This is a genomic window from Eisenbergiella porci, assembly GCF_009696275.1.
GTDB classification, from domain to species: domain Bacteria; phylum Bacillota; class Clostridia; order Lachnospirales; family Lachnospiraceae; genus Eisenbergiella; species Eisenbergiella porci.
Map to the genome: position 1 here is coordinate 47,020 of NZ_VUMI01000024.1, position 13,440 is coordinate 60,459.

Consider the following 13,440-nt stretch of genomic DNA (forward strand, 5'->3'; position numbering starts at 1 on the left):
CACTTTTTCTTAAAATATACTTAAATTGCAAAAAAAATGGTTGACGTACCTGCAATTTTTGGTATAATGTTTCTTGTGCATTGGTATGCATAAAAAACCCAATCAGTCGTGAACTTGAAGGGACTGAAGGGAGGTCAGGTGTGAGCTATGTCAAACATTATCGTAAAAGAAAATGAGACTTTGGACAGCGCTTTACGTCGTTTTAAAAGAAGCTGCGCAAAAGCCGGGATCCAGCAGGAAATCCGCAAGAGAGAGCATTACGAGAAGCCCAGCGTAAGACGTAAGAAGAAATCCGAAGCGGCTAGAAAACGTAAATATAACTAAGCAAACGGAAGTCCTTGGCATTTACTACCAAGGACTTGTGTTTTATCCGGCTGGAAATTTCTGCCAGGAAGATGTGACTGACGCTGCTTTGTACGGAAGCTGCATTCAGGACATCCTGTGCATTGAACTGAAGGCCGGAGATCAGAGGGGAAAGAAATATGTGGATAGGTGGAATACTGGGAAATGATGTTTATCATCTGCTCGCGGCGTTCTGTATTTACAGTATTTTGGGCTGGTTTGTGGAATCTGTCTACATGTCGTTCTGTAACCGCAGGCTGACAAACAGAGGATTTGCAAAAGGTCCATTTTGCCCTATTTATGGGATCGGAGCGCTTGCAGGTTATTTTTTACTGCGCCCTTTTGCCGGGAATCCGGTAATGCTGTACCTGGCGGGAGCCTTTACGGCGACTGTCTTTGAGTACATGGTAGGGCGTCTGATGCTTCGCCTTTTCGGTGAGGTATGGTGGGACTACAGGGAGAAGCCCTTTAACTATCAGGGAATTATCTGCCTGGAAAGTACAATAGCATGGGGATTTTATGCGGTAATCATAATCGGTTATCTCCATCAGGCTGTGATGAATGTTGCCTCATGGTATACATACGGCCCCGGATTGTGGGTGCTGAAAGCGATTATTTTTATTTTTACAATTGACTTTTTACATCAGCTGCTTGCTGCGCTGCACTTCAATGTGACGGATCAGAGGGACAGGCTGGTGGAAAAATATCAGGAATTCAAAGCCAGATGGTATTAACTCTGACGTAAAAGGCGGGGACCTTCAGGCCCCCGTCTTTTATTATTCATCGGGACACAAAAGCAGGAGGAAAGCTACATATGAACTGGAAGAAAAGAATTGTCAGTCTGGCGCTGGCTGCGGTAATCGGACTGAGCACGTTCCTTGCGTCCGGCGTGGAAGCGGAAGCGGCCGGAGCCATAGCAAAGGGAATAGACGTTTCCAAATATCAGGGCGCCATTAACTGGAGCGCAGTGGCAGCGGAGGGATACAGCTTTGCATTTATTAAGGTAGGCAGCGCCAAGAGCGGCCTGGATCCTTATTTTGCCGCCAACATGGTGGGAGCCAATGCGGCGGGGCTTAAGACGGGAGTTTATCTTTATTCTTATGCCACGACAGTTGAGGCAGCCATGGCGGAGGCCCAGTTCACACTGGCTGCCATCGCGCCCTTTACGGTAAGCATGCCCGTGGTTTTTGATCTTGAGGATGCGGTGCATAAAACGATGACTCCTGAGCAGCTGCAGGCGCTTACGGTGGTTTTCTGTTCCATTATACAGAGTGCAGGCTACCAGCCCATGGTGTACTCCAGCAAGAACTGGCTGACACAGAGAGTTGGGCCAATCCCTTTTGACGTATGGGTGGCGCAGTATGCAGAGGCCTGTGAATATCCCAATCCGGCCTTCTGGCAGTTTTCCAACAGCGGAACGGTGAGCGGCATTGATGGACGTGTGGATTTGAATTTCCAGTTCAAGGATTATTCCAATATCATCATCCCTTACGGCTTTACCACAAGGGGCGGTAATACTTATTTTTACAATAATTACCGTATGCAGTACGGTTGGGTGGACTATGAAGGAAAACGTTATTTCATGAATGCGGACGGAACCCTTTACACCAATGGCTGGCTGACGGACGGCGTAAATACCTTCTATATGGACACGAAGGACGGCCATATGCTCCATGATCTGGTGAATATCCAGGGAAAGAATTACTATTTCGACGTAAACGGCTTCATGCAGAAGGGATTTGTAAACATCGGCGGCCTGACCTATCTGTTCGGTGCGGACGGTTCCATGCAGTACGGCTGGTTTACCGATGAGAAGGGCGTACGCTACTTCCAGGAGGACGGCAGCATGGCGATGAACAAGACGCTGGTGCTGGACGGCAAGACCTATATATTCGATGCAACAGGCTACGGCCAGGAAGTGGTGGCGCCGGATATCGATCTGACCGGCGTGGATCCTTCCACCTGGGTGCTTGACCCGGCGACAGGGAACATGATTGACACCGCAACGGGGCTTCCTGTGGATCCCGCAATCGCCGCGGCGGTAATCGCCCAGGCACAGGCGGCGCAGTAACCGGACGAAATATAAAAGGTGTAAGAAGCGCGGCACAGAAATTCAGGTGCCCGAAAGGAACCGCGGATCTGCCAGAGTGGTAAAGCTCCGGCGGAACCGCGGATTTTTCTTTTTATTTTCAGGGACAGGCACGCCGAAGGAATAATCCCCCCAGGTCTACATAAAATGTGTTATAGAACTTATGTAGAGGGGAGTTTCCCTTATGAATTGTGTGTATCGAAAGGTGACGGCGAGAAAAATCATTTCTCTCATGCTGGTCATATGTCTGATATGGATGCCGGGGATAAAGGCGTATGCGGAGGAAAGCGCTCCGGTTACCATTGCAGCGCCCTCTGCCATTCTGCTGGAGGCATCCACCGGAACTGTGATCTATGAACAGAATGCGGACGCTGCCTGTTCTCCGGCCAGCATTACCAAAATCATGACGCTGCTGCTGATTTTTGAAGCGCTGGAAAGAGGGGACATCAAGCTGGAGGATGAAGTGATGACCAGCGCCCATGCGCAGTCCATGGGCGGCTCCCAGGTTTTTCTGGAGGAAGGGGAAATGCAGACGGTGGACACCATGATCAAATGTATTGCGGTGGCCAGCGGAAATGATGCGGCAGTGGCTATGGCGGAGTTCATTGCGGGCAGTGAAGAAGAATTTGTCTCCAGGATGAATGAAAAAGCGCAGGCGCTGGGGATGAACGGCACTCATTTTGAGGATTGCTGCGGCCTGACGGATTCGGATAATCACTATACCACGGCCCGGGATGTGGCGGCCATGTCAAGGGAACTGATTACAAGGCATCCGGATGTTTTTAATTACACCATGATCTGGATGGAGGATATCACCCACAATACGGCAAGGGGCAGCTCCACCTTTACCCTTTCCAGCACCAATAAGCTGCTGAAGCAGTACCAGTGGACCACGGGCCTGAAAACCGGTTCCACCAGCAAGGCGAAGTATTGCCTGTCCGCCACGGCCAGGAAGGATGATATTGATCTGATAGCCGTGGTAATGACAGCGCCGGATTATAAGGTGCGTTTCAGCGATGCGGCCACCCTGCTTAACTATGGCTACAGTGTGAGCGCCCTGTATAAGGATGCCAACCAGGATGCGCTGCCCAGGCTTCTCATTGACGGCGGCGTCCAGGATGATGCGGGCCTGTCCTATCAGCAGGGCTTTTCCTATCTGGACGTGAAGGGAAATGATTTGAGCACTATAGAAAAGGTGATACATCTTCCGGAGAGCGCACAGGCGCCGGTAAAGGCGGGAGATAAGGCGGGAGAAGCGGTCTACAGGCTGAATGGAGAGACGATCGGCACCGTGCCCATCCTGTTTTCCGAGAATGTGGAGAAAGCCGTTTACCGGGATTATGTTTTGAAAGTTCTGTCATATTTTCTTTTATAATATTTAAAAATATGATATACTGCTGATAACTGTTCAGGATCCCCTTTTCGTGCAGGCGGCCGGAGCAGGGATGCCGTACAGCTGCTGCTTCTTATATATAAGAGGAGCTGAAGGCAAAGGAGTAAGCGATTGATACAGATTTTATTGGGACTGATGGCTTTATGTGTTCTTTTTTTCCTTGTTGTTATTATACGGGATGTCCACCGTTTTGTAACCGTTGAATACCGCATCCCCTGCAGGGGACTGAAGAAGAGCTGCTGTTTCGTCATGCTCTCCGATCTGCATAACAAGCAGTTCGGGGAACATAACGGCAGGCTGCTTGAGGCGGTGGAGGAGTGCCGTCCCGACGGCGTCCTGATTGCGGGAGATATGCTGACCTCACAGGTTTCCGGCTCCTTTGCGCCGGCGCTGGAGACGGTGAGCGCCCTGGCGGAGAAGTATCCGGTTTATTATGCCAACGGCAATCACGAATACCGTGTGAAAACGGATACGGAGAGGTACGAGGACCGGTATGAGCGGTATGCAAAGCAGCTGCGCCGGGCGGGAGTGGTGCTCCTGGAAAATGAGAGCGCTTTACTGCCGGAAACGGGAATCCGGATTTTCGGCGTGGAAATCGATATGGATTATTATAAGAAGCTTCGCAAAAGTGTGATGAAGGTTTCTTACCTCAATTCGCTGTTGGGACGACCCTGCGCCGATGAATATAACATCCTGCTTGCCCACAATCCGGATTATTTCCAGGCCTATGCGGGCTGGGGAGCGGATCTGGTGCTTTCCGGGCATGTGCACGGCGGCATTATGCGGCTGCCGGTGCTGGGAGGCGTGCTTTCCCCGGCGCTGCGCCTGTTCCCCAGATATGACGGGGGCCTGTATGAGGAAGGAAAGAGTAAAATGGTACTGGGCAGGGGGCTGGGAACCCACACGCTGCCAATACGGGTATTTAACCCGGGAGAACTGATTGTGGTCCGCCTGGAGCCGGAAAGAGTGAACTGATGGCGATCGAAGTCAAGCTGCAGGTATTCGAAGGCCCGCTGGACCTTCTGCTGCATTTAATAGAAAAGAATAAAGTGGATATTTACGATATCCCCATTGCGGAAATCACGGAGCAGTACATGGAGTATATCCGTCAGATGGAAGAAGGGGATATGAATGTGATGAGTGAGTTTCTGCTGATGGCGGCCACGCTGCTGGATATCAAATGCAGGATGCTTCTTCCCCGGGAAGTGAATGAAGAGGGCGAGGAAGAGGACCCCAGGGCGGAGCTCGTTCAGAAGCTGCTGGAGTATAAGGCTTATAAATATATGTCCTATGAGCTTCGGGACATGCAGGTGGATGCCCTGAAGGTTTTCTATAAGCCTCCCACCATTCCTGAGGAGGTGCTGAAGTTCAGGGAGCCGGTCAATTATGATGAGCTGCTTGCGGATCTGACGCTGACCCGATTGAATGAAATTTTCAGAAACTGCCTGAAACGGCAGGAGGACAAGGTGGATCCTGTCCGCAGCCATTTCGGAAGGATAGAAAAGGATGAGGTCAACATTGACGCCAAGGCAAATTATGTGGCCGGTTACATAAGAAGCCATAAGCGGATGAATTTCAGGGAGCTACTGGAGAAACAGAAAAGCAGGATGGATGTCATCGTCACATTTCTGGTGGTGCTGGAGCTGATGAAGACGGGAGTTGTTTCCGTAGAGCAGGAATCCATTGAGGATGATATTATCATTACCGCCCGGGAAATCCCGGAGGACGGGCTGGAATTCCATGGCCTGACCTCGCTGGGGGACGCTGTGGGGGAGAATGAAGACATTGACAGGGAGGAAAATCAGTAATGGAGCGCAGACAGCAGGAGGCGGCCATTGAAGCGGTTCTTTTCGCCATGGGGGAATCCGTGGAAATAGACAAGCTGGCTGAGGTGATAGAGGAAGAGGAAGAGACGGCCAGGCAGATCATTGCCGAAATGAAGGATAAATGGGAGAAGGAAGGCAGAGGGGTTTCCATTGTGGGATTTGAAAATGCCTACCAGATGTGTACCAGAGGGGATATGTATGAATATCTGCTCAAGGTGGCCAAAACCCCGAAAAAATATGTCCTGACGGAAACCCTTCTGGAAACGCTCTCCATTATCGCCTATAAACAGCCGGTAACCAAGCTGGATATTGAAAGAATCCGCGGAGTCAACTGCGATCACGCGGTGAACAGACTCATTGAATTTGATCTCGTGACGGAGCTTGGGAGAATGGACGCGCCGGGAAGGCCGCTTCTGTTTGGGACGACGGAACAGTTTTTAAGAAGCTTCGGGGTAAAATCCCTGGAGGATCTGCCGGAGTTAAATGAACTGAAGCTGGAGGAATTTAAAGAGGAGGCCGAGGAAGAGGCCGAGCTTGCATTGAACATATAAAAGGTTCCCGGGCCTGTGGGGAGACTGCTTTTCCTGGGGGAAGGCAGCTGCTGAGGGGCCATAGAACACGGAGATCCGCCGTAATACGGATGCCGCATATAAATCTGCCGCAAGGCGCCTGCGAAAAAGGAGGAGAAGGTATGATACCATATATCATTGCCGGAGTAGTCATCGTTTTAGTTATTGCTATTATATTCACCGGATATAAGAAAGCGCCCCCGGATACGGCTTTTATTATTTCGGGTCTGCGCAAGAAGATCATCATTGGAAAGGCCAGCGTAAAGCTTCCGTTTTTGGAAAGAATGGATAAGCTGAGCCTGAAGCTGATCGCTATTGATGTAAAGACCACCAATGCGGTGCCCACTGCGGATTACATCAATATCCAGGTGGATGCGGCTGTTAATGTGAAGATCAGCAGCGAGCCCTCCCGGCTTGCCCTGGCGGCGGAGAACTTCCTGAACCAGAATATTCAGTACATTGCTTCCATAGCCAGAGAGGTGCTGGAAGGCAACATGAGAGAAATCGTGGGCCGCATGCGTCTGGAGGAAATGGTCAGCGACAGACAGAAATTCGCCAATCTGGTAAAAGAGAATGCAGAACCCGATCTGGCGGCCATGGGGCTTGACATCGTCAGCTTCAACGTGCAGAATTTCTCTGATGGCAACGGTGTTATCGAAGATCTGGGAATCGACAACATTTCCCAGATTAAGAAAAAAGCTGCCATTGCCAAGGCGGAGGCGGAGAAGGAAATCGCCGTTGCCAAAGCGGAGGCAGATCGTCAGGCCAATGATGCAAGGATTAATTCGGAACGTGAAATTGCCAAGAAGAACAATGAGCTTGCCCTGCAGAAGGCCGAGCTGAAGAAGATGGAGGATACCAAGAAGGCGGAAGCGGACGCAGCCTACAGTATCCAACAGCAGCAGCAGAGAAAGACCATTGAAATTACCACGGCGGAAGCCAGCATCGCCAAGCAGGAAAAGGAAGTCATCCTGAAGCAGCGCGAGGCCGAGGTGCAGGAAAAGGCGCTGGACGCACAGGTAAAGAAGAAAGCGGAAGCAGACCGCTACGCGCGTCAGCAGCAGTCCGAGGCTGAACTGTATGAAAGACAGAAGAGGGCTGAGGCTGAGAAATTCGAGACTGAGAAGAGCGCCATGGCCATGAAGGCTACGGCGGAAGCCCAGGCGTTTGCAAAGGAGCAGGAGGCTGCCGGTATCCGCATGGTCGGTGAGGCGGAAGCGGAGGCTATCCGTGCCAAGGGTCTTGCGGAAGCGGAGGCCATGGAGAAAAAGGCGCTGGCTTACCAGAAGTACAACAATGCCGCCATGGCGGAAATGCTCATAAATGTACTGCCTGATATCGCCGGAAAGATTGCGGAGCCTCTCACCAAGATCGACAAAATTACCATTATCGGCAGCGGAGACAGCGACGGCGTGGGCGCCGTGGCGGATCATGTGCCTGCCGTTATGACGAAGCTGTTTGAAACCATGAAGGAAACCGTGGGAATAGATATGTCCGAAATCGTAAAGGCAGGCACCTATGATGCCAAGGTAAACCGGAATATCAATATCAGCGGCGTAACGCAGGAGGAAGCATCCAAAGCGGCTGCACAGGCTGCGGCTGTTGAGGCTATGGGGGATTAATTCCCAAAAATCACATCGCAGGAAAAGCTGCATACATAAAAACGTTACCGCGGCAATAAAATGTATCAATACATTGCGAACAGGTATCCGTATGCGCACAAAAATTTTTCATGTGATAGTTCTTTCCTGTATCCTGGCACTCAGCTCGGCTGTCCTATTTCCCGTAAGACCTCTTGAGGTATGTGCCCGGGAGAATGATGAAAATAGTACAACCAGTGAATTATACGCCCTGTCCGCCGTCCTTATGGATGCGGACAATGGGCGTATTTTGCTGCAGAAAAATGCTTCGGAGGTGCTGCCCATGGCAAGCACAACCAAGATCATGACCTGTATCCTGGCGCTTGAGCAGGCGAATCTGGACGATTATGTTTCTGTTTCCTCCTATGCGGCGGGCATGCCCAAGGTCCATCTGGGCGTATCCAGGGGGCAGGTGTTCCGTCTGGGAGATCTGCTCTATTCCCTGATGCTGGAATCCCATAATGACGCGGCCGCTATTATAGCCGAGCATGTGGGCAACTGCCTGGACGGAGGCGGCAAACGGAGCGCGGACAATTCGGAGGAGGAGAGCAGGGCGGCCGTACTGCGGTTTGCAGCGCTGATGAATGCGAAGGCGGAGGAGATCGGCTGTACGGATACTTTTTTTATTACGCCCAACGGCCTGGATGCCATTATGACTTATACGGACGATGAGGGGAACGAGGCCCAGCGGCAGCATTCCACCACAGCCGGGGATCTGGCCCGCATCATGAGCTACTGCATTACCGATTCCCCGAAAAAGGAGGATTTCCTTGCAATCACCCGGACAGCCGATTATTCTTTTACCGATTATAAGCTGGGGGAAGATAATCAATGGTTAACGGGAAGCAGGCAGTTTTCCTGTACGAACCACAATGCCTTCCTTAATATGATGGAAGGAGCGCTCACCGGAAAGACCGGCTTTACGGGCAAAGCAGGCTACTGTTACGTAGGGGCGCTTTCCAGGGAGGGAAAGACCTTCTCCATCGCCCTGCTTGCCTGCGGCTGGCCGAACCATAAGAGCTGGAAATGGCACGATGCCAAGCTGCTGTATGAATACGGGCTTGCCAATTATGAGAAGAGGAATATTTATGAAAAGGCAGAGCTGGCGCCGGTGCCGGTAACGGGGGGAATCCAGGCAGAAATGCCCCTTCAGGTGCAGGAACAGGAGATTTCCCTGCTGCTGTGTGATCAGGACGAGGTGCGCATGGAGGTGGAGATCCCTGAGACTATGGAAGCACCCGTACATGCCGGGAAAACGGTGGGCTTTGAAACCTACTATGTCAACGGCGAGGTATATGCACAGTTGCCGATCACTACGGCGGCGGATGTGCTTGCGCTGACCTACCGGTACTGCCTGGACCGTATCCTGGAGCTGTTCTGGCTCTGATGCAAAGCACGGCCGGCTGATCCGTAAAAGAAAACTATGGCAGAAAGGAAAGCTGCTGAAAAAACAGGGGAATTTGCACGGAAAAAAAACGAAAAAAATTTGTTTTCTGCATGAAAATTTTACTTTTTCCATCTAGTCCTTTTTCAGGTTTCGTGTTATACTACTAAAATACGGATGCTGTGAGCACGGGTCAGGAAGCAGCGGTGAGGTTGTCCCAATCGGAACCACTGCCCGCGGCCGCAGATTTCAGCCTGCAGGTGCTTGTACAGCCGTAGATTAAAGTTAACTTTTTTATTAATATAAAATGGAGGGCTGAAAAATGAGTATTACTTCACAAGCGAGTCAAAGAATTACCGCTTTGCTCGATGACAACAGTTTCGTTGAAATTGGCGCTATGGTAACTGCCAGAGCAACTGATTTCAATTTGAAACAGACAGAAACTCCTTCCGACGGATGTATCACCGGCTATGGAGTGATTGACGGCAACCTTGTGTATGTTTACAGCCAGGACGCTTCCGTATTGGGCGGCAGTATTGGTGAGATGCATGCAAAGAAGATTGCCGGACTCTATGATCTGGCGATGAAGACAGGCGCACCTGTGATTGGCCTGATTGATTCCGCCGGACTCAGATTACAGGAAGCAACGGATGCGCTGAACGCTTTCGGGGAGATCTATAAGAAACAGACGCTTGCTTCCGGTGTGATTCCTCAGATTACAGCTGTTTTCGGAACCTGCGGCGGCGGACTTGCACTGTTCCCCGCGCTGACCGATTTTACCTTCATGGAAGAGAAGAAGGCCAGACTGTTTGTAAACGCACCCAATGCGCTTGCAGGAAATGAAATTTCCAAATGTGATACCTCCAGTGCGGCTTTCCAGAGTGAAGAAGCAGGTATCGTGGATTTCGTTGGTGACGAAGCAGCCGTTCTCGGACAGATCAGGGATCTGGTATGCATGCTTCCTTCCAACAATGAAGATGACAATTCTTTCGTGGAATGCACGGACGATCTGAACCGTGCGGAAGCATCTCTGGCCAACTGTGTGGGAGATACATCCATCGCTCTTTCCACTATCGCAGACGACAATGCTTTTGTTGAAGTTAAGGCTGCATATGCCAAAGAAATGGTAACCGGCTTTATGAAGCTGAACGGGATTACCGTAGGCGCTGTGGCTAACCGCTGTGAAGTTTACAATGACGAAGGTGAGAAGACCGCTTCCTTTGATGCTGCGCTTTCTCCCGCAGGCTGTGATAAGGCCGCTGAATTCGTCAGCTTCTGCGATGCATTCAACATTCCGGTGCTTACACTGACCAACGTAAACGGCTTTACGGCGGACAAGTGCTCCGAGAAGAAGATTGCAAAGGCTGCTGCCAGACTTACATATGCGTTTGCGGACGCAACTGTTCCGAAGGTTAATGTTATTATCGGAAAGGCTTACGGAAGCGCTTACGTTGCAATGAATTCCAAGGCTATCGGCGCAGATATGACCTACTGCTGGCCGGATGCTGAAATCGGAACCATGGATGCCAAGCTGGCAGCCAAGATCATCTGCGACGGACAGGGGGCTGACGCAGTGAATGAATGTGCAAAGGAATATGCTTACCTGCAGACCAGCGCAGTTTCTGCTGCTAAGAGAGGATATGTGGATGCTATTATCGAACCCGCCGATACAAGAAAATATGTAATCGGTGCATTCGAGATGCTCTTCACAAAGAGAGAAGACCGCCCTGCAAAAAAACACGGTACAGTATAAGAAAGGATGATACTTAATATGAAAAAAAGGTTGTTAGTATTAGGTATGGCTATCATCTGTATCTTCGGCATGACGGCCTGTGGCAAAGCCGCAGATGAGTCTGCAGCGAATGCACTTGGTATAACGGAAGAGGGGGCTATCAATTATGCGGACCAGGTACTTGATTCCGTAAGAACCATTGTGGAACAGGAAATGCAGGATCAGTATGCAAACGACGCGGTAGTTTCCGCGGCCCTGACCAGCTGGTCTTCCGCGATGGAAGATATCGGGGAATTCAAGTCTATCACGGACCATGAGGTAATTGTTGACAAGGACGGCGCCACCATTCATGTTATGGTGGAAGGAACCGATCATGACGCGGTTGTGGAAATCCTTCTGGATGACCAGCTGACGCTGACCGGTATTACGACGAACGTTAAGTATTCCATGGGAGAGCTTATGGAAAAAGCGGCCCTGAATACCATTCTTGGTATGGGAACCGTATTCGTTGTCCTGGTTCTTATCAGCCTGATTATTTCCTGCTTCGTAGTAATTCCTAAAATACAGGATGCTTTCACAGGAAAGAAGAACAAGGAAACCGCAGAGCCGGTATCCGTACCCGCTGCACCTGCTCCCGTAGCAGCAGCGGCCGTTGAAGAAGATCTGACAGATGATTATGAACTGGTAGCAGTTATTGCAGCCGCCATTGCAGCAAGCGAAGGAGCTGCATCCACGGACGGTTTTGTAGTAAGAAGCATCAGACGCGCCAATACCAGCAAATGGAAAGCTAATTAAATAATTGTTTAACAGGAGGAAATTTCACCATGAAGAATTATACAATTACCGTTAACGGAAACGTATATGATGTAGTAGTAGAAGAAGGCGCTTCCACAGGCGCACCCGCAGCAGCTCCCAAAGCAGCGCCGAAGGCGGCTCCCAAGGCAGCTCCCGCTGCAGCACCCAAGGCAGCAGCTCCCGCCGGCGCAGCAGGCAGCGTGAAGATTGAAGCCGGCGCAGCAGGAAAAGTATTCAGCATTGACGCCAAGGTTGGACAGGCTGTTAAGGCTGGTGATGCTATTGTTACTATTGAAGCAATGAAGATGGAAATCCCTGTTGTTGCTCCTTCTGACGGAACCGTGGCAAGTATTGACGTGGCTGTTGGCGATGCCGTTGAAGCAGGCGGTCTGCTTGCAACATTAAACTAATCAGAAGAAGCGGTTTATACCGTTTTCTACCAAAGCCCATGAAGTCGTGATTTATGAGTTTTGGCTGAAATAACATGGGAGGTCAACAGAATGGATTACATAGTAACCACATTAGACAATCTGGTGCATCAGACGGCATTCTTCAACCTGACCTGGGGAAACTACCTGATGATCGCAGTAGCTTGTATCTTTCTTTACCTGGCAATTGCCAAGGGTTTTGAGCCTCTGCTTTTAACTCCGATTGCATTCGGTATGCTGCTTGTTAATATCTATCCTGATATAATGCTGCATGCGGAGGACGCGGCCAACGGAGTGGGCGGACTGCTCTATTATTTCTACAAACTGGATGAGTGGGCAATCCTGCCATCCCTGATTTTCCTGGGCGTAGGCGCCATGACGGACTTCGGTCCCCTGATTGCAAACCCCAAGAGCTTCCTGCTGGGCGCAGCGGCGCAGTTCGGTATCTTCGCAGCCTATTTCGGAGCTATCGGCCTGGGCTTCAATGACAAAGCGGCAGCTGCCATCTCTATTATCGGCGGCGCTGACGGCCCTACCTCCATTTTCCTTTGCGGTAAGCTGGGACAGACAACTCTTCTGGGGCCCATTGCGGTAGCGGCATATTCCTATATGTCCCTGGTTCCCATTATCCAGCCGCCTATTATGAAGCTTCTTACTACAGAGAAGGAAAGAAAAATCAAAATGGAACAGCTTCGTCCCGTATCCAAGCTGGAAAAGATTCTGTTCCCTATTATCGTTACCATCGTTGTATGTCTGATTCTTCCTACCACAGCGCCTCTTGTTGGTATGCTGATGTTGGGTAACCTGTTCAGAGAATCCGGCGTTGTAAGACAGCTGACAGACACAGCCTCCAATGCCCTGATGTATATTGTAGTAATCCTGCTGGGAACCTCCGTAGGCGCTACAACAAGTGCGGAAGCATTCCTGAATATAGACACCCTGAAAATCGTTGCGCTGGGACTGATTGCGTTTGCGTTTGGTACCGCGGCAGGCGTACTCTTCGGTAAGCTGATGTGTGTGATAACACACGGCAAGGTGAATCCTCTGATTGGCTCGGCCGGCGTATCCGCAGTGCCCATGGCTGCCAGAGTTTCTCAGAAGGTCGGCGCCGAAGCGGATCCTACGAACTTCCTGTTGATGCATGCTATGGGACCCAACGTAGCCGGCGTTATCGGTACTGCAGTAGCAGCCGGTACCTTCATGGCTATCTTCGGAGTATTCTGATCGGAGCCGCCTTTGCAG

General features: G+C 50.7%; 13 protein-coding genes. All 13 read left to right on the top strand.

Annotated elements, in window-relative coordinates:
* The first annotated feature begins 147 nt into the window (after positions 1–147).
* The 13 genes from rpsU to FYJ45_RS15260 all read left to right on the top strand — a co-directional run bounded on the left by rpsU (position 148) and on the right by FYJ45_RS15260 (position 13,422).
* Positions 148–324 carry a 30S ribosomal protein S21 gene (rpsU, locus tag FYJ45_RS15200; protein WP_009252110.1) on the top strand — a complete coding sequence of 59 codons (177 nt, stop codon included), beginning with the start codon at positions 148–150 and terminating at the stop codon, positions 322–324.
* A gap of 158 nt (positions 325–482) precedes the next feature.
* Complete coding sequence (locus FYJ45_RS15205; protein WP_154465439.1) at positions 483–1,076, top strand: putative ABC transporter permease; 594 nt, start codon at positions 483–485, stop codon at positions 1,074–1,076.
* 80 nt (positions 1,077–1,156) lie between these two features.
* The gene (locus FYJ45_RS15210) at positions 1,157–2,413 is read left to right on the top strand and encodes a GH25 family lysozyme (RefSeq protein ID WP_154465441.1); all 1,257 of its coding nucleotides are present in this window, start codon (positions 1,157–1,159) and stop codon (positions 2,411–2,413) included.
* Between the two features lie 202 nt (positions 2,414–2,615).
* On the top strand, positions 2,616–3,806 hold the full coding sequence (locus tag FYJ45_RS15215; protein ID WP_154465458.1) for a D-alanyl-D-alanine carboxypeptidase family protein: 1,191 nt from the start codon (positions 2,616–2,618) through the stop codon (positions 3,804–3,806).
* A gap of 129 nt (positions 3,807–3,935) precedes the next feature.
* Entirely contained in the window at positions 3,936–4,799 is an 864-nt protein-coding gene (locus FYJ45_RS15220; protein WP_154465460.1) for a metallophosphoesterase, read from the top strand.
* Positions 4,799–5,632 (top strand): segregation and condensation protein A, encoded by an 834-nt coding sequence (locus FYJ45_RS15225; protein WP_154465462.1) that lies wholly within the window; start codon positions 4,799–4,801, stop codon positions 5,630–5,632. Before FYJ45_RS15220 ends, FYJ45_RS15225 begins: the two co-directional genes overlap by 1 nt.
* Positions 5,632–6,201 carry an SMC-Scp complex subunit ScpB gene (scpB, locus tag FYJ45_RS15230; protein WP_154465464.1) on the top strand — a complete coding sequence of 190 codons (570 nt, stop codon included), beginning with the start codon at positions 5,632–5,634 and terminating at the stop codon, positions 6,199–6,201. The genes FYJ45_RS15225 and scpB overlap by 1 nt, the downstream gene beginning before the upstream one ends.
* 140 nt (positions 6,202–6,341) lie before the next feature.
* Positions 6,342–7,841 carry a flotillin family protein gene (locus FYJ45_RS15235; protein ID WP_154465466.1) on the top strand — a complete coding sequence of 500 codons (1,500 nt, stop codon included), beginning with the start codon at positions 6,342–6,344 and terminating at the stop codon, positions 7,839–7,841.
* A 91-nt stretch (positions 7,842–7,932) separates the two neighbouring features.
* Positions 7,933–9,246 (top strand): D-alanyl-D-alanine carboxypeptidase family protein, encoded by a 1,314-nt coding sequence (locus FYJ45_RS15240; protein ID WP_154465468.1) that lies wholly within the window; start codon positions 7,933–7,935, stop codon positions 9,244–9,246.
* Between the two features lie 319 nt (positions 9,247–9,565).
* Positions 9,566–10,996: an acyl-CoA carboxylase subunit beta gene (locus FYJ45_RS15245; protein WP_154465470.1), complete on the top strand. Its 1,431-nt coding sequence runs from the start codon at positions 9,566–9,568 to the stop codon at positions 10,994–10,996.
* An 18-nt stretch (positions 10,997–11,014) separates the two neighbouring features.
* Positions 11,015–11,770, top strand: coding sequence for an OadG family protein (locus tag FYJ45_RS15250; RefSeq protein WP_195841829.1), 756 nt, complete (start codon positions 11,015–11,017; stop codon positions 11,768–11,770).
* A gap of 29 nt (positions 11,771–11,799) precedes the next feature.
* A complete protein-coding gene (locus FYJ45_RS15255; protein ID WP_021637599.1) occupies positions 11,800–12,180 on the top strand; it encodes a biotin/lipoyl-containing protein in 381 nt (126 codons plus the stop codon).
* A 90-nt stretch (positions 12,181–12,270) separates the two neighbouring features.
* On the top strand, positions 12,271–13,422 hold the full coding sequence (locus FYJ45_RS15260; RefSeq protein WP_154465474.1) for a sodium ion-translocating decarboxylase subunit beta: 1,152 nt from the start codon (positions 12,271–12,273) through the stop codon (positions 13,420–13,422).
* Positions 13,423–13,440 lie beyond the last annotated feature (18 nt).

Coding starts and splice junctions, on each gene's coding strand:
- rpsU (WP_009252110.1), top strand. CDS start 148: ATGTCAAACATTATCGTAAAAGAAAATGAGACTTTGGACAGCGCTTTA.
- FYJ45_RS15205 (WP_154465439.1), top strand. CDS start 483: ATGTGGATAGGTGGAATACTGGGAAATGATGTTTATCATCTGCTCGCG.
- FYJ45_RS15210 (WP_154465441.1), top strand. CDS start 1,157: ATGAACTGGAAGAAAAGAATTGTCAGTCTGGCGCTGGCTGCGGTAATC.
- FYJ45_RS15215 (WP_154465458.1), top strand. CDS start 2,616: ATGAATTGTGTGTATCGAAAGGTGACGGCGAGAAAAATCATTTCTCTC.
- FYJ45_RS15225 (WP_154465462.1), top strand. CDS start 4,799: ATGGCGATCGAAGTCAAGCTGCAGGTATTCGAAGGCCCGCTGGACCTT.
- scpB (WP_154465464.1), top strand. CDS start 5,632: ATGGAGCGCAGACAGCAGGAGGCGGCCATTGAAGCGGTTCTTTTCGCC.
- FYJ45_RS15235 (WP_154465466.1), top strand. CDS start 6,342: ATGATACCATATATCATTGCCGGAGTAGTCATCGTTTTAGTTATTGCT.
- FYJ45_RS15240 (WP_154465468.1), top strand. CDS start 7,933: ATGCGCACAAAAATTTTTCATGTGATAGTTCTTTCCTGTATCCTGGCA.
- FYJ45_RS15245 (WP_154465470.1), top strand. CDS start 9,566: ATGAGTATTACTTCACAAGCGAGTCAAAGAATTACCGCTTTGCTCGAT.
- FYJ45_RS15250 (WP_195841829.1), top strand. CDS start 11,015: ATGAAAAAAAGGTTGTTAGTATTAGGTATGGCTATCATCTGTATCTTC.
- FYJ45_RS15255 (WP_021637599.1), top strand. CDS start 11,800: ATGAAGAATTATACAATTACCGTTAACGGAAACGTATATGATGTAGTA.
- FYJ45_RS15260 (WP_154465474.1), top strand. CDS start 12,271: ATGGATTACATAGTAACCACATTAGACAATCTGGTGCATCAGACGGCA.